The 18100-nt window shown below is 69.3% G+C and carries 15 protein-coding genes; 11 read left to right on the forward strand and 4 right to left on the reverse strand.

Going from position 1 to position 18100, the window contains the following annotated elements; genetic code table 11:
- The first annotated feature begins 10 nt into the window (after positions 1 to 10).
- From ACMYLB_RS10300 to ACMYLB_RS10315, 4 genes are all read left to right on the forward strand, one after another.
- Positions 11 to 745 (forward strand): double zinc ribbon domain-containing protein, encoded by a 735-nt coding sequence (locus tag ACMYLB_RS10300; RefSeq protein ID WP_415910824.1) that lies wholly within the window; start codon positions 11 to 13, stop codon positions 743 to 745.
- Positions 746 to 758: 13 nt separating this feature from the next.
- Entirely contained in the window at positions 759 to 1655 is an 897-nt protein-coding gene (gene accD, locus ACMYLB_RS10305; RefSeq protein ID WP_415910825.1) for an acetyl-CoA carboxylase, carboxyltransferase subunit beta, read from the forward strand.
- A 17-nt stretch (positions 1656 to 1672) separates the two neighbouring features.
- A complete protein-coding gene (locus ACMYLB_RS10310; RefSeq protein WP_415910826.1) occupies positions 1673 to 2986 on the forward strand; it encodes a bifunctional folylpolyglutamate synthase/dihydrofolate synthase in 1314 nt (437 codons plus the stop codon).
- 83 nt (positions 2987 to 3069) lie between these two features.
- The gene (locus tag ACMYLB_RS10315) at positions 3070 to 3435 is read left to right on the forward strand and encodes a helix-turn-helix domain-containing protein (RefSeq protein ID WP_415910827.1); all 366 of its coding nucleotides are present in this window, start codon (positions 3070 to 3072) and stop codon (positions 3433 to 3435) included.
- Between the two features lie 57 nt (positions 3436 to 3492).
- Here ACMYLB_RS10315 and ACMYLB_RS10320 read toward each other — a convergent pair whose 3' ends face one another.
- A complete protein-coding gene (locus ACMYLB_RS10320) occupies positions 3493 to 5016 on the reverse strand; it encodes an adenylosuccinate synthetase (protein WP_415910828.1) in 1524 nt (507 codons plus the stop codon).
- 141 nt (positions 5017 to 5157) lie between these two features.
- Between ACMYLB_RS10320 and ACMYLB_RS10325 the strand changes: the two genes are divergently transcribed.
- Complete coding sequence (locus tag ACMYLB_RS10325; RefSeq protein WP_415910829.1) at positions 5158 to 6087, forward strand: hypothetical protein; 930 nt, start codon at positions 5158 to 5160, stop codon at positions 6085 to 6087.
- Between the two features lie 16 nt (positions 6088 to 6103).
- Here the strand turns inward: ACMYLB_RS10325 and ACMYLB_RS10330 are convergent, their stop codons facing one another.
- The 3 genes from ACMYLB_RS10330 to guaB form a co-directional block, all read right to left on the reverse strand.
- Entirely contained in the window at positions 6104 to 6631 is a 528-nt protein-coding gene (locus tag ACMYLB_RS10330) for an immunoglobulin domain-containing protein (protein ID WP_415910830.1), read from the reverse strand.
- On the reverse strand, positions 6541 to 7731 hold the full coding sequence (locus tag ACMYLB_RS10335) for an SUMF1/EgtB/PvdO family nonheme iron enzyme (protein ID WP_415910831.1): 1191 nt from the start codon (positions 7729 to 7731) through the stop codon (positions 6541 to 6543). The genes ACMYLB_RS10330 and ACMYLB_RS10335 overlap by 91 nt, the downstream gene beginning before the upstream one ends.
- A gap of 150 nt (positions 7732 to 7881) precedes the next feature.
- Positions 7882 to 9444, reverse strand: coding sequence for an IMP dehydrogenase (guaB, locus tag ACMYLB_RS10340; protein ID WP_415910832.1), 1563 nt, complete (start codon positions 9442 to 9444; stop codon positions 7882 to 7884).
- An 89-nt stretch (positions 9445 to 9533) separates the two neighbouring features.
- Here guaB and ACMYLB_RS10345 point away from each other — a divergent pair, with 89 nt between their 5' ends.
- The 6 genes from ACMYLB_RS10345 (at position 9534) to ACMYLB_RS10370 (ending at position 18070) form a co-directional block, all read left to right on the forward strand.
- Positions 9534 to 10535, forward strand: a complete 1002-nt coding sequence (locus tag ACMYLB_RS10345; protein WP_415910833.1) for an o-succinylbenzoate synthase — start codon at positions 9534 to 9536, stop codon at positions 10533 to 10535.
- Between the two features lie 5 nt (positions 10536 to 10540).
- A complete protein-coding gene (locus ACMYLB_RS10350) occupies positions 10541 to 11764 on the forward strand; it encodes an AMP-binding protein (RefSeq protein ID WP_415910834.1) in 1224 nt (407 codons plus the stop codon).
- 11 nt (positions 11765 to 11775) lie between these two features.
- On the forward strand, positions 11776 to 13542 hold the full coding sequence (gene polX / locus ACMYLB_RS10355) for a DNA polymerase/3'-5' exonuclease PolX (RefSeq protein WP_415910835.1): 1767 nt from the start codon (positions 11776 to 11778) through the stop codon (positions 13540 to 13542).
- A 71-nt stretch (positions 13543 to 13613) separates the two neighbouring features.
- Entirely contained in the window at positions 13614 to 14645 is a 1032-nt protein-coding gene (locus ACMYLB_RS10360; RefSeq protein WP_415910836.1) for an NAD-dependent epimerase/dehydratase family protein, read from the forward strand.
- A gap of 8 nt (positions 14646 to 14653) precedes the next feature.
- Complete coding sequence (locus tag ACMYLB_RS10365) at positions 14654 to 15772, forward strand: DegT/DnrJ/EryC1/StrS family aminotransferase (RefSeq protein ID WP_415910837.1); 1119 nt, start codon at positions 14654 to 14656, stop codon at positions 15770 to 15772.
- Positions 15773 to 15853: 81 nt separating this feature from the next.
- The gene (locus ACMYLB_RS10370) at positions 15854 to 18070 is read left to right on the forward strand and encodes a glucoamylase family protein (RefSeq protein WP_415910838.1); all 2217 of its coding nucleotides are present in this window, start codon (positions 15854 to 15856) and stop codon (positions 18068 to 18070) included.
- Positions 18071 to 18100 lie beyond the last annotated feature (30 nt).

Below are 18100 nucleotides of genomic sequence, written 5' to 3' on the forward strand. Positions count from 1 at the left end.
GTGGCGGGCGATGAACGCCGTGCTGCAACGGGCCTGGCGGGATACGCTCGACGTGGTCTTTCCGCGGACCTGCGTGCACTGCCAGGGCGTCGTCGAGGCGCACGGCTTGCGGCACCTCTGCCCGGCCTGCGCGCCGCAGCTGCACGTGGTGGCTCCGCCGCACTGCACGACGTGCGGCCATCCCTACTACGGCGAGTCGGAGGTCAACCGCCTGTGCGAGCACTGCGAGGCGCTGGTGCCGGAGTTTCGCGAGGGCAAGACCGCGATCCTGTCCCGGGGGCCGGGGCGCGCCCTGATCCACGCGCTGAAATACCACCACGGGCTGCACGTGCTGGAGGACGTCGTCGCGCTGATGCGGCGCGCGCCGGGTTACGCCGATTTCGTGCGGAGTAAGATTCTCGTGCCCGTGCCCCTGCATCCGCGCAAGCAGCGCGAGCGCGGCTACAACCAGAGCCGATTGCTGGCGGAATGTGCGGTGCAAGCGGTTGATGGCGAGGCGCGCATCGCGGATTTGCTCGTGCGGGCGGTCGACACGGTTTCCCAAACGCACTTCGACCGCGCCACCCGCCAGCGGAACTTGAAAAATGCCTTTGCTTTGGCCCCCGGCGCAGTCATAACGCCCGGCCATCATTATCTCCTCATCGATGACGTCTTCACCACGGGTTCCACGCTCAACGCCTGCGCCGCAGTCCTGCGAAAAGCCGGCGCGTTGAACCTCGACGTCATCACCTTCGGTCACGGCTGATTTCCCTCGCGCCATGTCGCATTTCTCGAAACCCAAGCTGGCCACGCCCAAGAAGAAGAAGAACATCCCGGAGGGCCTGTGGACGAAGTGCCCGGTCTCCGGCGAGATCATCTTCAACAAGGACCTTGAGGCGAACCTCATGGTCGTGCCGAAGAGCGGCTACCATTTCCCCATCGGCTCGCGCGCGCGCATCGCCGGGCTGGTGGACGAGGGGAGCTTCCACGAATACGACGCCGGCGTGAAGTCGGCCGACCCGCTGAAGTTCGTCGATTCCGCCGCGTATCCCGACCGGATCAAGAAATACGAGAAGGAGAGCGGCCTGCCCGAGGCGGTGATCTGCGGCACGGGCAAGATCCACGGCATCCCGGTTTCGCTCGCGGTGATGGACTTCCGTTTCTGCGGCGGCGCCATGGGCGCGGCGGTCGGCGAGAAGATCACGCGCGCGATCGAGCGCGCGTTGAAGCAGAAATGCCCGTGCATCATCGTCAGCTCGTCCGGCGGCGCCCGCATGCAGGAGGGCATCTACTCGCTCATGCAGATGGCGAAGACCAGCGCCGCCCTCGGCCGCCTCGCCGAGGCCAAGCTGCCCTTCATCTCGGTGCTCACGCACCCCACGACCGGCGGCGTCACGGCGAGCTTCGCCACGCTCGGCGACGTGATCATCGCCGAACCCGGCGCCCTGATCGGCTTCGCCGGCGCGCGCGTCATCAAGGAGACCACGAAGCAGACGCTGCCCCCGGGTTTCCAGACCGCGGAATTTCTCCTCAAGCACGGGTTGGTCGACCAGATCGTGCCGCGCACGGAAATGCGCGACCGCCTGCGCGACCTCCTGCAGGTTCTCTTCCTCAGGAAGAAAACGCGCGCCGTGGCTGCGGTCACGGCCCACGAGGCCGCGGTCGCCGCGACCTGATTCCCGGACCGCGCGCGATGCCCTCGCTGTCTCCGCGCTTCGCCGACTACGCGGCGGCCACGGAGTATCTTTACGCCCTGAAGAGCGTGGGGGTGAAGTTCGGCGTCGACCGCATGCGCGTCTTCGCGGATGCGCTGGACCATCCCGAGCGCCGCTACCCGGTCGTCCACCTCGCCGGCACCAACGGCAAGGGATCCGTGTCGGCGATGATCGAGTCGATCCTGCGCCACGCGGGCTACAAGACCGGCCTCTACACCTCGCCGCACCTCGTGAAGCTCGGAGAACGCGTGCAGGTGAACCGCACGATTCTCAGCGAGGCCGAGATCCTGCGCTACGCGGGGGAACTGGCCCCGGTCGCCGAGCGGCTCGGCGCCGGCGGCCTGGACGAACACCCGAGTTTCTTCGAGTTCATGACCGCGATGGCGTTCCTGCAGTTCGCGCGGGAGCGCGTGGACGCGGCCGTGATCGAGGTCGGCCTCGGCGGCCGGCTGGACGCCACGAACATCGTGCAGCCGGAGGTGACGGTCATCACTTCGATCGGCTACGATCACATGGAGCAGCTGGGCGACACCCTCGCGCAGATCGCCACCGAGAAGGCGGGCATCATCAAGCCCGGCCGCCCGGTCGTGCTCGGCCGTTTGCCGGCGGACGCCGAGACGGTGATCCGCGCGATCGCCCGCGAGCGCGGGGCGCCGATCAGCGCGGTGCGGGAGATTTACGGCGACGACCTGGCGCGCTACCCGGAGACGAATCTCGAGGGCGATTACCAGCGGTGGAACGCCGCCACCGCCACGCTGGCCGCGCGCGGGCTGAGCCCGCGGTTCCCCCGCCTGGACGAGGCCGCCATCGCGCACGGGTTGCGGCATGTCACCTGGACCGGCCGCTGGGAGCGCACCGCCATCGGCGGCCGTCCCCTCATCCTCGACGCCTCCCACAATCCCGAAGGCGCCGCCGTGCTGGATGCGAACCTGGCGCGGCTGGTGCAGGAAACCGGCCGGCGCCCGATCGTGGTCACGGGCGTGCTGGGCGAGTTTCGCGCGCGCGCGCTGTTCGAGGTGATCGCGCGGCACGCCAAGGAAGTGCACCTGATCCCGCCGCACCAGGCCCGCGCCTGCAGCTACGAGGAGCTCGAGCGCATTGCGGGACCGGCCTTGTCGGGCCGCCTCCGACGCGCGACGATCGAGTCGGTCTTTCCGGATGCCCAGCGCTGCGCGCTCGGATCGGCGGACGATATTGTGGTCGTGACCGGCTCTATCTACTTGCTGGGCGAGGTATTGGCTCGGATTCAGCCGGACCGTGGCGCGGGCGAGCAGCGCTTGCAGGATTATTGATTTGGCGGTGCGGATTTCCCGGTCGGATGGTAGGCCGTATGGTGGCTTGCTATAAGCAGCCAATGCGGGATAATTCCATCACTATGGTTACCGACAAATTCAAGAAGCTGGAGCAATATCAACGGGAGATGGCCAAGCTCGAAAAGGAGCTGGCCGGATTCAATCGCAAGCTGCTCGCCCTGCCGGGCAAGTTTGGCTTCAAGTCCGTGGACGCTCTGATCGACGCGCTGCGTGCCGCCGCCAAGTCGGGCGGGGCCAAGGTCGCGGCGAAGGCCGCGTCGTCCGGCCGCAAGCCCCGCGCGGTGATCACGGCCGAGACCAAGCAGAAGCTGAAGGCGCTTGCGCAAGCCGGCAAGACGGGGGCGGAGATCGCCCAGGCGCTCAATATTTCCCTGCCGAGCGTGCAGAATATCAAGAAAGAGCTCGGCCTCGTCAAAGCGCGCAAGTAAGCGCCGCCGGCTCCGCCGGATTTTTGTCTTCCAGCCGCGCGGGCCAGCGCGGCTGTTTTATTTGAGGGCGATGAGCTCCGCCGTCGCCGGCACGTCCTTGATGATCTGCGAGGGCTGGGGGCCGACGCCGAGGTAGCGCAGGTTCGGCAATGCGGCCGGCGGGCGGTCGCCGTAGGCGACGCGCACCAGGCTGCGCACCATCGCGGCGGTGTAGAGCTGCGCGGCGCGCGGCAGTTCGCCGAAGCGGCGGACGCCGGAGATGTCCTGCGTCCAGCCCGCGTGCTTTTCGTAGACGGGGCGCAGCGTCTTGCGGAGCGCCTCGTTGCGGGGGACGTGCGGGTAGCGCTTGCCGCTGGCATCCTCGTAAGCGACGCAGATGAGCAGCTCGGTCGCGCCGGTGAGCGCGTCGATTTTGTTGATCATCAGGTCCTGGTATCCGCCGTAGCGGAGCGCGTCGCCCTTTTCCACCGCGTCATACCAGCCGACCATCCGCTGGCGGCCGGTGACGGTGCCGAACTCGATCTGCTTCAGCTTCTGGCAAATCGGCAGCGCGTCGTCCATCTGGGTGAGGAAGGTGTGGGTGCCGACCTTGGTGTCGTAGGCCTTCGCGACGGCGAAGGTGTGGATCGGCTGCACCGGCACGCCCGCGCTCTCGAAGAACTCCGGCGTGAACGTGTGCGAGGCCGTGACGTTCGGCGAGAAACCGTGGCGCTTGTCGAGCCAGTAGGCCTGGCCGAACTCGCCGACGATGGAGCGGCCCGCGGCGAGCTCGCGCAGCACGAGTTCGCGCACCTCGCCGATGTTGGCGCGCAGCTGCTGGCCGGCGTCCCAATACACGCGCGCCAGCTCGTCGACATTGAGGGTGAACGGCGCCGCGCCGCGGAAGCGGTTGAAATCGAACTCCGTCGGGGCGAACAGCCCGAGTTCGATCGCCTCGGCGTTCGCGCGCTGCTCCGCGGCCGAAAGCTTCTCGAAGAACGCCTCCCACGCCGCCGGCGACACCTGGCAGACGTGCTGGATGGTGCGCAGCGCGCGGTCGGCGCGGCCGGCGATCTTGCGCTTGAAGTAGTTCTCGCCGCCGAGGAAGTCGGCGAACGTGACCTGCCACTGGCCGGTCTCGTCCTGGTAGGACGGGGTGATGCCGCGGCCGGTGGAGCCGCGCGGCTCCTCCTTCAGGACGTTCACGCGGTAGTCCTCCCATGCGAGGTCGAGGAGGCGATGCGACAGGTCGGAGACCATCGCGCGCTCGTCGACGAGCAGGCGGCTGAAAATCGCGTAGCCCTTCGCCTCGAGCGGGCGGGCCTCCCAGAGGATCTTGCGCGGGTCGGCGACCACGCCGGCGCCGATGGCGAGATGCGCGACGCTTTTCTCGACCACGCCCGCGGGCAGGAGGTTCAGCTTGATGCCGCCGGCCGTGTGCCCGGAGTTCGAGCCGCCGTTGACCTTGAACACCACCGAGACCGCGGCGGGCGTGTCGTGCAACTCCTGCACGACCTCGGGAATGAGGCGGCCCTTGCCTTCGTCTCCGAAGGAAATGCCGACGTCGGCGATCAACTGGCTGCGAAACGGTGTGAGCGACATGCTGGGGGCGGCAGCCGGGAAGTGAGTCCCCAGTTGCCGAACAGCTCAAACGCGACCGGGCGCGGCGCGGCAAGGCAAAACCAAGTCATCCCCGTGCGGCGCGGGCTCGACGCCCGGCGGCGTCCGGCGCATGCTGTCCGGATGCGTGCGGAGATCTTCACGGGAACGGAGCAGGGATTCGCAGTCGTCGGGCTGCGGACGGCGGGGGCCGAGCTGGCGATGGTGCCAGCGCTGGGCGGCCGGGTCGTCAGTCTGCGCAGCCGGCGCACCGGACGCGACTGGTGCTGGCATCGCGCCGGTGTGACGTGGCTGTGGCGGAGCGCGCCGGGCGACGATTTCGGCGGCAGTCCGCAGGCGGGCATCGACGAGTGCGTGCCCAGCGTGGCGGCGTGCGAGTGGCGCGGCCGCCGCGTGCCGGACCACGGCGAGGTCTGGTTTCAGGAATGGCGACTCGACGAGGCGGAGCTGGCCGCCGGCCGGCTGACGGCCGAGGTGACGTTGCCGGTGACGCCGCTGAAATTCCGCCGCGCCATCTCGGTCACGGCGCACGGTTTTCGTTTCGACTACGCGCTGACGAATGTCGGCGCGGCGGCGGAGGAATACGTGTGGTGCGTGCACCCGCTGTTCACGATCGCGGACGGCGACCGCCTGGAACTGCCCCGCGAGGTGCGCACGCTGCGGGTCAACGGCGGCATCGGCACGCAGCCGATCGCGCAGGGTGATCTCTGGAGCTTCCCGGAACCGCAGCCGGGCTTCCGGCTCGACCGGCTCGAGACGCCCGGCATGCCGCGCGGTTGCATCAAGGGCTTCGCCGGTCCGCTGCGCGAGGGGTTCGCCGCCCTGGCAAACGACCGCACGGGCGACCGGCTCGAACTGCGCTGGGATGCGGCCGCGGCGCCGCTCCTCGGGCTGTGGCTCAACCGCGGCCACGCGGGTTTCCATCACGTGGCGCTCGAGCCCACGAACGGCGCGCCGGACTCGCTGGCGCAGGCGGTGAACGACTGGAAACAGTTCGGCGTGATCCCGCCCGGCGCCACGGCGACGTGGTGGCTCGAGTGGCGCGTGAGCTGAGAGTCGCTCGAGCGGATCAGCGACGCCTGTTCCCGCGTAGAGCGCGGAGCAGGACGAGGACGGCGACCGCGTTGAAACCCCAACTGGGTGCGCCTCCACCGCCGCCGCTCGCCGCGCTGGCCGGACTCGCCACGCTCAGGCTCAACGTGGCAGGTGCGCTGGTGACGGTTCCGAGCGAGTTGGTTACCGTGACCGTGTAGCTGCCGGCTTCGGCGTCCTGCACGTTGGCGAGGACAAGCGTGTCGGTGTTGGCTCCGGCGAGGGTGGTTCCGTTGCGGAACCACTGGAAAGACGGTGTGGGTGCGCCGGTCGCGGCGACCTGGAAAGTGACGTTGCTGCCGCGAGTGACGGTCACGCTGCGCGGTTGGGTGGTGATCACCGGGACCGCCCCCTCAGTCAGCGCTCGAACCTCTGCGGCGGTGGCGGTGACGTTGCCCCACGCGCCAAACACGGTCAGCTCGAGTTCGGTGACCGTGCCGAGCGGAGGATTTCGGTAGGAGGCCGTCGTGCTGGTGTCGTCGGACGTGAACTGGAAGTCCGACAAATCGGTGGGAGAATAGTTCGAGTAAAAGTCGGTGCTTTGACGGACTTTCCAGCGAGTGGCCAACGGCGGTGTGCCGGCGAAGGCGGCGGTTCGGCGGGCTGATCCTTTGGCTCGGATCCCTTCAAAGGGCTGGGGGCCGGATTCGGCAGCGACGCCTCGACGTGATAGATGCCGACGTCAGTGGATTGAACGTTCGCAATCGTGTAGCTTTCGTTCGTCGCACCGGAGAGGGGCACGCCGTTGAAATACCATTGGTAGCGGATGCGTTCGCTGCCGATGAGGGCGGTGGCGTGCGCAGTCAGCGTCACGCGCGCTCCGGCCTGAACGGCCTGACTCTGCGGGTGGTCGGTGAAGTAGGCGCCATAATAGGGCGGTGGTGACGTGCCTGGAGTGGCCGACCCAAGCTCGGCGGCCGCGTCGCTTGCGGGAGCTTCCATGACCAATCTGAATCCACGAAGCGCGTCCGGTGTATCGGTGGCGCCGTCCGCGGTGAACTCATCGGCGTTGCCGAGCACGTCGTAGCAACCCCAGTGGTTCATGTCCCGACGGTCGCTGCCTACGACGTGAATGTGTGCGCCGGCGGGTGTGCCGCGCGAGGCGCCCTGCCTCAGCTGTCTGGCCTGCGCCTCCGTCGGGAGCGAGACGCTGCGTCCCGTGCGCGCCGTCAACCACGCGCAGTAGGCGAGCGCATCGTCGCGGCTGACGCCGGTGACGGGATGGTTCGCCTGCTTCGCGGGAAGTTGACCGCCGGCCCACGTTTCGGGCCGACGGGACGAGTCGGTGGCCCGCAGAAAATCATCATACTCGAGGTTCGTGACCTCGTATCTGCCGGCGAGGAACGCGCCGAGAGCCCGGTCGTTCCCCGTGGACACGCGCACCATGTTGGCCGGGACACCGCCGCGGGCCATCGCGACGGCAGTCAGCGGATGCGGCAGCAGGTTTCCGGCTGCATCGGCCGTTTGTCCATTCACGGCGGCGAGCCTTTCGATCAGGCGTTCGTCGTCGGTGTCATTCGGTGCGGTGGTGCTGCGCGGGGAGGCGGACGCGACGCCGGTGGCGTTCAACAGGAACAATGCAAGCAGCCAATGGGAAGAAGTCATGGGGGCGCGCGTGTTCCCGGTCGGCCCGCCCTGGAACTTTCGGAAGGCTTCCCGTCAGCCGCGGCCTCGCAAGCAGGAAGTGAAAACGCCTCCTCAATTTAGCGGCGCTATGCTTCCTGATTAGGTATCCGGCGCCATGGCCGGCCCCCGTCAGCCCTTGCGGGTCGCGACCTCGATGACGTCGTGCGGCGCGGCTTCCTTCTGGCCGGCGGGCGTGACGCGGACGTAGCGGGCCTTGGCGCGGAGGTCGGGGAGCGTCTTGGCGCCGAGGTAGCCCATGCCGGACTGGACGCCGCCGATGAGCGTGTTGAGCACGTCGTCGACCGAGCCGGAGACTTCCTTGAGCGCCTCGATGCCCTCGGCGGCGACCTTGCGCACGGTGTCGTTCTTGTCGTGGCCGTAGCGCGCGGCGGAGCCGGCCTTCATCGCGGCGTGGCTGCCCATGCCGCGGTATTGCTTATAGAGCTTGCCCGAGATCTCCATGATTTCGCCCGGCGCCTCGCGGCAGCCGGCGAGCAGGCCGCCGAGGATGACCGCGTCGGCGAGGGTGAGGGCCTTCACGATGTCGCCGGACTTCGTGATGCCGCCGTCGGCGATGAGCTTCACGCCCTTCTTCGCCGCGCCCTGGCTGGCGACGTAGAGCGCGGTGAGCTGCGGGATGCCGACGCCGGCGACGACGCGCGTCGTGCAGATGGAGCCGGGGCCCTGGCCGATCTTGATGGCGTTGGCGCCGCAGTCGGCGAGGAACTCCACGCCGGAGCCGCTGGTGACGTTGCCGGCGATGATGGGCAGGGCGGGGAAGGCGCCGCGCACGAGGCGGACGACGTCGCCCACGCCGGCGGTGTGGCCGTGCGCGGTGGAGACGGCGACGCAATCGACCGCCTCGTCAACCAGCGCGCCGACGTGCGCGATGACCTTGTCGCGGTCGAGTTCGCCGTTGGGCTTGCGGATCGGGGAGAGGGCGGCGCCGACGACGAGGCGGAACTGCGAGTCGCGCGCGGGCTTGCGGCGGGACTTGGCCTCCGAGGTGATGCGCTCGACGTCGGAGCTGGTGATCAGGCCGCGCAGGCGGTCCTGGGTGTCGACGACGAGGATCTTGTGGATGCCGACGTGCTCGGTGAAGAACTTGTCGGCCTCCTTGATCGGATCGGCGCCGAGGGCCCGTTCGTTCACGGTGACGAGCTGCTTGCGCGGTGTCATCACGTCGGCGACCTTCTTCGACTTGTAGCGCTCCTTGACCAGGTTGCCGGACAGGAGGCCGGCGAGCTTGCCGCTCTCCTCGACGACGGGGAAAGTGCGGAAATCGAAGCGCCGCTGCTCGATCATCTGGAGGACGTCGCCGATCGTGACGTCGGGCGAAACGGTGATCGGGTCCTGGATCAGGCCGTGCACGTGGCGCTTCACGCGGGCGACTTCCTTGATCTGGTCCTTGGCCGGGAGGTTGTAGTGGATGAGGCCGATGCCGCCGTTGAGCGCCATCGAGATCGCCATGCGCGACTCGGTGACGGTGTCCATGTCGGACGAGATGATCGGGATCTGCAGGCGCAGGCCGTCCGCGATCACGGTCGAGGTGTCGGCGTCCTTCGGCAGGATGTCGCTGAAGAGCGTGGCGAGCGATACGTCGTCGTAGGTCAGCGCGCTCGGAGCATTGGCGGCGAAGAACGAATCGGCCGGGAGATAAAAGTCGGATTCGGCGGCAACAGACTTGGTCATGGTGTTGCCGTTAGCGAAATACTCCGCTCCGGCGGAACCTCAACGAGAAACTTTTGCCAAGTGCGTCTTCGGTGTCTTGCTTGGTGCGGATGTCCTTGCGCTTCAGCTTCCGCACCTACCGGCGCCCGTTGCGCGCGCCGTTGCGCACGGCGCACGGCCGGTGGACGGAGCGCGAGGGGCTGCTGCTGCGGGCCGAGGCGGAGGACGGCACGGTGCGCTGGGGCGAGGTGGCGCCGATCCCCTGGTTCGGCTCCGAGACGCTGGCGGAGGCGCGGGAGGTCTGCGCCCGGCTCGGTGACACGCTCGACGCCAGCGCGTTGGCGGCGGTGCCGGAGCGGATGGGCTGCGTGCGCTTCGCACTCGCGAACCTGCGGGAGGACAACCAGGCCGCGCGCCCCGCGCCGGCCGCGGGTTTGCGTTTGCCGGTCGCGGCGCTGCTGCCGGCGGGCCGGGCGGCGCTCGCGGCGGCGGAGGCGAAGCTCGAGGCGGGTTTTCTGGCCTTCAAGTGGAAGGTGGGCGTCGAGCGCGCGGAAGAGGAAATGCCCGTGCTCGACGACCTGCTCGCGCGTCTGCCGGGCTACGCGAAGCTCCGCCTCGACGCCAACGGCGCGTGGTCGAATCGCGACGCGACGCGCTGGCTGGAGTTTTGCGCGGAGCGGCCGGTGGAGTTCGTCGAACAGCCGGTGCTGAAGACGGACACGCTCCTCGGCCTGGCGGAGGATTACCCGGTGAAGCTGGCCCTCGACGAGTCGGTCGCGCACCTCGCCGCGGCGCGCGAGTGGCAGGCGCGGGGCTGGAGCGGCGTGTTCGTCGTGAAGCCCGCCCTCGCCGGTCCGCTGGACGAGCTGGTCGCGTGGGCGCGCGCGACGAAGCCCGACCTGGTGCTGTCGAGCGCCATCGAGTCGGCGCTCGCGCGCGCGCAGATCCTGCGGACAGCGTTCGCCGAAAAGCTGACCGAGCGGCCGCTCGGCTTCGGCGTGGGCGAAATTTTCGGCGAGCGCGCATGGGACGGCCCGGCGATCGGGCCGTTGCTCGATGCGGCGTGGGGCGACGCCGTCGATCCGGAGGTCCTATGGAACGCCGCGAGCTAGCGCGCTTGCTCGGGACCGGCCCGGTCGCCGAGGCACGCCGCACGCTCGTCAGCGCGGCGGACTCCGGCGAGTTTCGCGCGGCGTTCGCGCGCGCGGTGGCGGGCACGGGCGAGGTTTTCCTGGGCAACCCGGCGTGGAGCGCCGCGGAGCGCGAGGAGTGCGCGCGCCTGCCGCTGGCGCCGACCGAGGCGACGAAGGCGCAGCTCGGCCTCGGCTGGCTGATGATTCCGACCGGCGGCTCGTCGGGGCGGTTGAAGTTTGCGCGGCACGACAGCTACACGATCGTGGCGGCGGTGCAGGGGTTTTCCACGCACTTCGGGCTCGCGCGCGTGAACGCGCTCGGTCTGCTGCCGCTGCATCACGTCAGCGGCTTCATGGCTTGGATGCGCTGCGCCGTCACCGGCGGCGAGTTCCGCCCGGCGAGCTGGAAGGCGATCGAGGCGGGCGAGCGGCCGGCATTGCCGGCGCAGGCCGATGGCTGGGTGGTTTCGCTCGTGCCGACGCAGCTGGAGCGGCTGCTCCGCGAGCCGGCGGCGGTCGAGTGGCTGCGGAGCTTTCGGATCGTTTTCCTCGGCGGGGCGCCGGCGTGGCCGGACCTGCTGGACCGCGCGGCCGAGGCGCGCGTGCCGCTGGCGCTGAGCTACGGCATGACGGAGACCGCGGCGATGGTCGCGGCGCTGCGGCCGGAGGAATTCGCGCGCGGCGAGCGCAGCGCGGGCGGGGTGATGCCACATGCCCGGGTCGAGCTGGGCGACGACGGCGTCATCTGCATCAGCGGGCGCTCGGTGTTTCGCGGCTACTACCCGGACTGGCGGCACGAGCGGACGATGTTCGCGACGGCCGACGTCGGGCGCTTTGACGCCGCGCGGCGCCTGCACGTGCTGGGGCGGCGCGACGCGGTGATCATCTCCGGCGGCGAGAAGGTGCAGCCGCTGGAGGTCGAGGCCGTGCTGAAGTCCGCGACGGGCTGTGCGCGCGTGGCGGTGATCGGCGTCCCGGATCGCGAGTGGGGCGAGCGCGTCGTGGCCCTGTTCGCGGCGGGCGAGGGCTTCGACGTCGCGCGGGCGCGGGTCGCGGCGCAGCGCGAGCTGTCGGCGCCGCAGCGGCCGAAGGACTACCTGGCGCTCGCCGACTGGCCGCTGAGCGAGGCGGGCAAGTTGAACCGCCCGCAGCTGCGCGCGCGGGCCGAGGCGCAGCTTCGCGCTGGCGCGGGCCGCGGATCGGCCTAACTGTTGCCGCGATGAAAAAAGCCGAGATCGCCGCCGTGCTCACGGACATCGGGACGCTGCTCGAGTTGAAGGGCGAGAATCCGTTCAAGATCCGCGCCTACGTCACGGGCGCGCGCCTGATCGAGTCGCTGAGCGAGGAAGAGATCGCCGCGCGCGTCGCCGCCGGCACGCTCGAGGAGGTGAAGGGCATCGGGGAGGCGCTGGCCCAGAAGATCGGCGAGCTGCACACGACGGGGAAGCTGGAGTTTTACGAGAAGCTGAAGGCGTCGCTGCCGCCCGGCCTGGTGGAATTGCTGGAGATCCCCGGCGTCGGCCCGAAGAAGATCAAGGCACTGCACGAGCACCTCGGCGTCGACTCGATCGCCAAGCTGGAGGCGGCGTGCCGGGCGGGCACGGTGGCGGCGCTGGCGGGCTTCGGCGAGAAGACGCAGGCGAAGATCCTCGAGGGCATCGCCAACCGCGTCGCCTACGGCAAGCGCCACGTTTGGTTCGAGGCATGGCAGGCGGCGGAGCCGATCCTGGCGGGGCTGCGCGCGCTGCCGCAGGTCGAGCAGGCGGAGCACGCCGGCAGCCTGCGCCGCCGGCTCGAGACGGTGGGCGATCTGGATTTCCTCGTGGCGACGCGCGACCCGCAGCCGGTGGCGGACTGGTTCGTGCGGCGGCCGGAGGTGAAGGAGGTCACCGCACACGGCGAGACGAAGGCCAGTGTGCGCCTCCAATCGGGCATCCAGGCGGATCTGCGGATGGTGCCGCCGGAGCAGTTCGTGTTCGCGCTGCACCACTTCACCGGGTCGAAGGACCACAACGTCCAGATGCGCCACCGCGCCCTGCAGCGCGGGCTGAGCATGAGCGAGTGGGGACTCGTGCCCGCGGAAGGCGAGGGCACGGCGAAACAGAAGGCCGAGGACCGCGGACGGCAGACGGACATCGCGACGGAGGAGCAGCTCTTCCGCGCGCTCGGCCTGCCTTTCATCCCGCCCGAACTGCGCGAGGGCCTGGGCGAGATCGAGGCCGCCGAGGCCGGGCCGCTGCCGCGCCTGCTGGAGGAAGGCGACCTGCGCGGCGTGTTCCACAACCACACGACGGAGTCCGACGGCCACAACACCCTCGAGGAGATGACGCGCGCGGCGCAGGAGCTTGGCTGGGAATATTTCGGCGTGGCCGATCACTCGAAATCCAGTTTCCAGGCCCGCGGTCTCGACGAGGCGCGGCTGGCCGCGCAGGTCGCGGCGATCCGGAAGCTGAACGCGGCGAAGAAATTCACGACGCATGTCTTCGCCGGCAGCGAGGTGGACATCCTGCCGGACGGGCGGCTCGATTTTGCCGACGACGTGCTGGCGACCCTGGATTACGTGGTCGCATCGGTGCACTCGTCATTTAAGCAGAGCCGCGAGGACATGACTGCGCGCATCATCCGGGCGATCGAGCACCCGCGCGTCACGATGCTCGGGCACCTGACCGGCCGCCTGCTGCTGGAGCGGCCGGGCTACGACGTCGATGCCGACAAGGTGATCGATGCCGCGATCGCCCACGGCGTGATCATCGAGTTAAACGCCGCCCCGTGGCGCCTCGACATGGACTGGCGCCTGTGGCGGCGCGCGGCCGAGCGCGGGCTGCTCACGAGCATCAACCCCGACGCGCACGCGACCGGCCAGCTGCAATGGTTCCGCGCCGGCGTGGCCGCGGCCCGCAAGGGCTGGCTGACGAAGGAAAACGTGTTCAACACCCGTTCGCTGGCCGAAGTGAAGCAATACCTCGCCGCCCGCGCGGCGCGCTGAGGGAACGGAGGCGGCCGCCCGCGGCGACGCGGGCTTGTAGTCGGCCATGGCGCCGCCCAAGCTCGCCGCGCATGGTCTATCTGGTCACCGGTGCGGCGGGCTTCATCGCCTCGAAAGTCTGCGAGCGGCTGCTCGCGGACGGCCACACCGTCGTGGGGGTCGACAATCTGAACGACTACTACGATCCACGACTGAAGGACTACCGGCTCGCCCGCCTGCTCGGCGCGACGGAGCAATTCCTGCCCGGTGCGGCGGTGACGTCGCGCTACGCGGGCCGGGCCGTGAAGCACGGGCGCTTCCACTTCCGCGCGCTGGACCTCGAGGATCTGGCGGCGCTCGAGGCTCTGTTCACGGAGTTCCCGTTCGACGCCGTGTTCAATTTGGCGGCGCGCGCCGGCGTGCGTTTCAGTCTCGAGAACCCGCACGTCTACCTCTCGACCAACGCCCACGGCACGCTGAACGTCATGGAGGCGATGCGCCGCCACGGCGTGCGCAAGCAGGTGCTGGCCTCGACCTCGTCGCTTTACGCCGGATGTCCGATGCCGTTCACGGAGGATCAGCCGGTCAACACGCCGCTCTCGCCCTACGCCGCGACGAAGAAGGCGGCGGAGCTGATGGCCTACACCTACCACAAGCTCTACGGTCTCGACACGACGGTCGTGCGCTACTTCACGGTGTTCGGACCGGCGGGGCGCCCGGACATGGCGCCGTTCCGGTTTATCGAGTGGATCACCCGCGGGCAACCGATCGAGCTCTTCGGCGACGGCACCCAGGCACGAGACTTCACTTTCGTCGACGACATCGCGCACGGCACGGTGCTGGCGGCAAAGCCAGTCGGCTACGAGATCGTCAACCTCGGTGGTGGCAACAATCCCGTCAGCCTGCACGCGATTATCGGCTGCATCGAGTCAGCGCTCGGTCGGAAGGCCAGGCTCGTCGGCAGGCCGCCGCACGCGGCCGACATGCAGCAGACCTGGGCCGACATCACCAAGGCTGGCCGTTTGTTAGGCTGGCGTCCCCAGGTCTCGGTCGAGGAGGGCTTCCGCCGCACCGTCGCCTGGCATCGCGAGCACGCGGCTTGGCTGGCGCAGATCCGACTTTGAATCATCCGATGGCTGACTCTCCTCGCCGACTCTATTCCGCCGACCCGAAGGCCGGTTACCTGGCCGCCAAGGTCGAGATCGAAGCCGCGATCGCGCGCGTGCTCGAGAGCGGCACCTACATCCACGGGCGCGAGCTCGCGGCCTTCGAGACGGAGTTCGCGGCGTTTCTCGGCGCCGGCGGCTGCGCCGGCGTGGCGAACGGCACCGACGCGATCGAGCTGGCGCTGCGCGCGCTCGGCATCGGGCCGGGCGATCGCGTCGCCACCGTTGCCAATACCGTGACCGCCACCGTGGCCGCGATTGTCGCGACCGGAGCGGAGCCCGTTTACGTCGAGATCGAGTCCGACACGATGCTGATGAGCCCGGCCGCGCTGGCCGAGGCGCTGCGCGCGGATGGCGCGCGGCGGATCCGGGCGGTCGTCCCGGTGCACCTCTACGGCCAGGCCTGCGACATGCCGGCGATCGTCGAGCTGGCGCGTGCGCACGGCGCCAAGGTTCTCGAGGACTGCGCGCAGGCGCACGGCGCGACGGTGGCCGGTCGCGTGGCCGGCACGTGGGGCGACCTGGCGTCGTTCAGCTTTTATCCGACCAAAAACCTCGGTGCGCTCGGCGACGGCGGCGCGGTGGTCGGCGGCGATGCGACGGCGCTGGAGCGCGTGCGACGGCTCCGGCAATACGGCTGGCGCACGCGCTACGTGAGCGATGAGCACGGGCGCAACAGCCGGCTCGACGAATTGCAGGCGGCGATCCTGCGCGCGCGTCTGCCGCGCCTCGCGGCGGAGAACGCCTCCCGCGGGCAGCTGGCCGCGCGTTACGCGGCCTTGCTGGCCGGCGCACCGCTGCAGCTGCCGGTCGTGGCGCCGGGGCGCACCCACGTCTGGCATCAGTTCGTAGTGCGCACGCCGCGCCGCGACGCGCTGCGGGCGACGCTGGAGGAGCAGGGCATTTTCTGCGGCGTGCTTTATCCCGTGCCGGTCTACCGGCAGCCCGGGTATGCCGCCGAGGTGGGGCGGCCGCAGACCGAGCGGGCCTGCGCGGAGGTGCTCTCCCTGCCGCTGCATCCGGGCATCGCGCCCGCCGACGTCGAGCGCGTCGCCGCCGCCGTGCGCTCCGCGCTGCACGCCTGAGCCTGGCGGCGCGGAGCGCGGAAAATCCTCCGGGCAACCGATTCAGGCTCGCGCTCGCGCGTTGCGGTGCTTTTTCGCGGCATGAAATGCCAACGTTTGCAGGCACTGGTTTTCGCGGGCTGGCTGGCACTGGCGGGCGGGGTGGGGGCGGGACGCGCGGCGTTGCCGGACTACGACCTCCACGTGCTCTACGACAACAGCCCGGCGAACGGCGGCTACTACAACACCGAGGCCGGCGTGGTCGCGCCGAGCACCTTCGAGCGCCTGGGCGAGCGGCTTCCGACCACGACGGAGCGCTTCGTGAGCCCGCCGAACGCGCTCAAGTTGCACTGGAAGTCCGCCAGCGGCGGGGCGTGGCACGCGGTGATCAAGGATCCGGGCCGCGACTGGCGGAAACTCAAGTTGGACGGCGACACGCTGGCGTTCTGGTGCTGGTCCGACACGGAGATCACCGCCGAGAACTCGCCGCGGGTGACGATGCAGGACGCGGCCAACAACTGGGCCGCGCCCGAGACGCTGGTGCAGGGCACGGCGCGGCTGCCGGCGAAGCAGTGGGTGCGGGTGAAGCTCGCGCTGGACGGGCGCCACTCGATCTTCCGGGACACGTCGGACCGCACGTTCAAGATGCAGGATGCGGTCGCCGTGATCTTCACCCAGGGACTCGACGACGGCGGCGAGCACACGCTCTACGTCGATGATTTCATGATCGTCGACAGTCAGGCCGCGACGCCGCCGGCCCCGGCGGCGCCGGGCGCCGTGCAGGTCACCGGCTACGAGCGGCACTTCGACGTGTCGTGGCAGCCCAGTCCCTCGGAGAACGTGCTCGCCTACCGCATCTATCGCTCGGAGGACGGCACGACCTACCAGCCTGTCGGCACGCAGCGCAACGCCTGGACGCGCTTCATGGACTGGGCCGGTGCGCCCGGGAAGCGCGCCAGCTACCGGGTGACGGCGGTCGATCTCGACGGGCGCGAGTCGCCCCTGAGCGCGCCCTCCGCGGTGGCGACGACGCGCCCGATGACGGACGACGAGTTGCTCGAGATGGTGCAGCTCGCGTGCTTCCGCTACTACTGGGAGGCGGGGCACGCGCATTCCGGCCTCGCGCCCGAGATTCTGCCCGGCGACCGGAACCTGATGGCGCTCGGCGGCAACGGCTTTGGCGTGATGGCGCTGCTCGTGGCGACCGAGCGCCAGTGGATCACGCGCGAGCAGGCGACGGAGCGGCTGCAGAGGATCCTGCGTTTCCTCGACGCCGCGCCGCGTTTTCACGGCGCGTGGGCGCATTTCCTCGACGCGCGAAACAGCCAGGTGATCCCGTATTTCGGCATCTACGACAACGGCGCGGACCTCGTCGAGACGGCGTTCATGATGCAGGGTCTGCTCGCGGCGCGGCAGTATTTCGACCGCGACACCGCGGCCGAGCGCGCGATCCGCGAGACGGTGACGCGCTTCTGGCGCGAGGTGGAGTGGCCGTGGTTCCGCAAGGAGCCCGACAGCGACTTCCTCTGGTGGCACTGGTCGCCCGACCACGGCTTCCACATCAACCACCCGCTCGTCGGCTGGAACGAGTCGATGATCATCTACCTGCTCGCCATCGCGTCGCCCACGCATCCGGTGCCCGCGAGCCTATATCACACCGGCTGGGCCGGGCAGTCCGACCTGGCCGTGCGCTATCGTCGCGGCTGGAGTCGCACGACTCAGGGCGACCACTTCGTGAACGGGAACACCTACTACGGCATCAAGCTCGAGGTGGGCGAGGGGCCCGGCGCGGAGCTGTTCTTCACCCATTTCTCCTATCTGGGCTTCGATCCGCGCGGGAAACGCGACGCCTATACGAACTACTTCAAGAACAACCGCGCCATCGCCCGCATCGCGCGCGCCTACTGCATGGCGAATCCGCGCGGCTACGCCGGCTACGGTCCGGATTGCTGGGGACGCTCCGCGGGCGTGAACAACGGCGGCGGCCGGCCCGAGCCCCGCGACGACAACGGCACGATCAACGTCATGGCCTCGCTCTCGTCCATGCCCTACACGCCCGACGAGTCGCTCGCCGCGCTGAAGCACTTCTACCGCGACCTCGGCGACCGCGTCTGGGGCACGTTCGGTTTCCACGACGGTTTCAACGAGACCTGGAACTGGTTCGACGAGGACTACATGGCGCTCAACCAGGCGCCCATCGTCGTCATGATCGAGAACCACCGCTCGGGATTGGTCTGGAAGAACTTCATGGCCAATCCGGAGATCGCGCCCGCGCTCGCGAAGATCGGGTTCAAGCCCGATGCCGAGCCGGTGAAGTGAGGCGGCGCCCGCCCGCGAAGCCGCGCGGAT

It is taken from the genome of Oleiharenicola sp. Vm1 (genome assembly GCF_047777955.1).
Classification (GTDB): Bacteria; Verrucomicrobiota; Verrucomicrobiia; order Opitutales; family Opitutaceae; genus Didemnitutus.

Excerpts from the sequence above, each read along its gene's own strand:
- ACMYLB_RS10300 (WP_415910824.1), top strand. The coding sequence starts at position 11 with ATGAACGCCGTGCTGCAACGGGCCTGGCGGGATACGCTCGACGTGGTC.
- accD (WP_415910825.1), top strand. The coding sequence starts at position 759 with ATGTCGCATTTCTCGAAACCCAAGCTGGCCACGCCCAAGAAGAAGAAG.
- ACMYLB_RS10310 (WP_415910826.1), top strand. The coding sequence starts at position 1,673 with ATGCCCTCGCTGTCTCCGCGCTTCGCCGACTACGCGGCGGCCACGGAG.
- ACMYLB_RS10315 (WP_415910827.1), top strand. The coding sequence starts at position 3,070 with ATGGTTACCGACAAATTCAAGAAGCTGGAGCAATATCAACGGGAGATG.
- ACMYLB_RS10320 (WP_415910828.1), bottom strand. The coding sequence starts at position 5,016 with ATGTCGCTCACACCGTTTCGCAGCCAGTTGATCGCCGACGTCGGCATT.
- ACMYLB_RS10325 (WP_415910829.1), top strand. The coding sequence starts at position 5,158 with ATGCGTGCGGAGATCTTCACGGGAACGGAGCAGGGATTCGCAGTCGTC.
- ACMYLB_RS10335 (WP_415910831.1), bottom strand. The coding sequence starts at position 7,731 with ATGACTTCTTCCCATTGGCTGCTTGCATTGTTCCTGTTGAACGCCACC.
- guaB (WP_415910832.1), bottom strand. The coding sequence starts at position 9,444 with ATGACCAAGTCTGTTGCCGCCGAATCCGACTTTTATCTCCCGGCCGAT.
- ACMYLB_RS10345 (WP_415910833.1), top strand. The coding sequence starts at position 9,534 with ATGTCCTTGCGCTTCAGCTTCCGCACCTACCGGCGCCCGTTGCGCGCG.
- polX (WP_415910835.1), top strand. The coding sequence starts at position 11,776 with ATGAAAAAAGCCGAGATCGCCGCCGTGCTCACGGACATCGGGACGCTG.
- ACMYLB_RS10360 (WP_415910836.1), top strand. The coding sequence starts at position 13,614 with ATGGTCTATCTGGTCACCGGTGCGGCGGGCTTCATCGCCTCGAAAGTC.
- ACMYLB_RS10365 (WP_415910837.1), top strand. The coding sequence starts at position 14,654 with ATGGCTGACTCTCCTCGCCGACTCTATTCCGCCGACCCGAAGGCCGGT.
- ACMYLB_RS10370 (WP_415910838.1), top strand. The coding sequence starts at position 15,854 with ATGAAATGCCAACGTTTGCAGGCACTGGTTTTCGCGGGCTGGCTGGCA.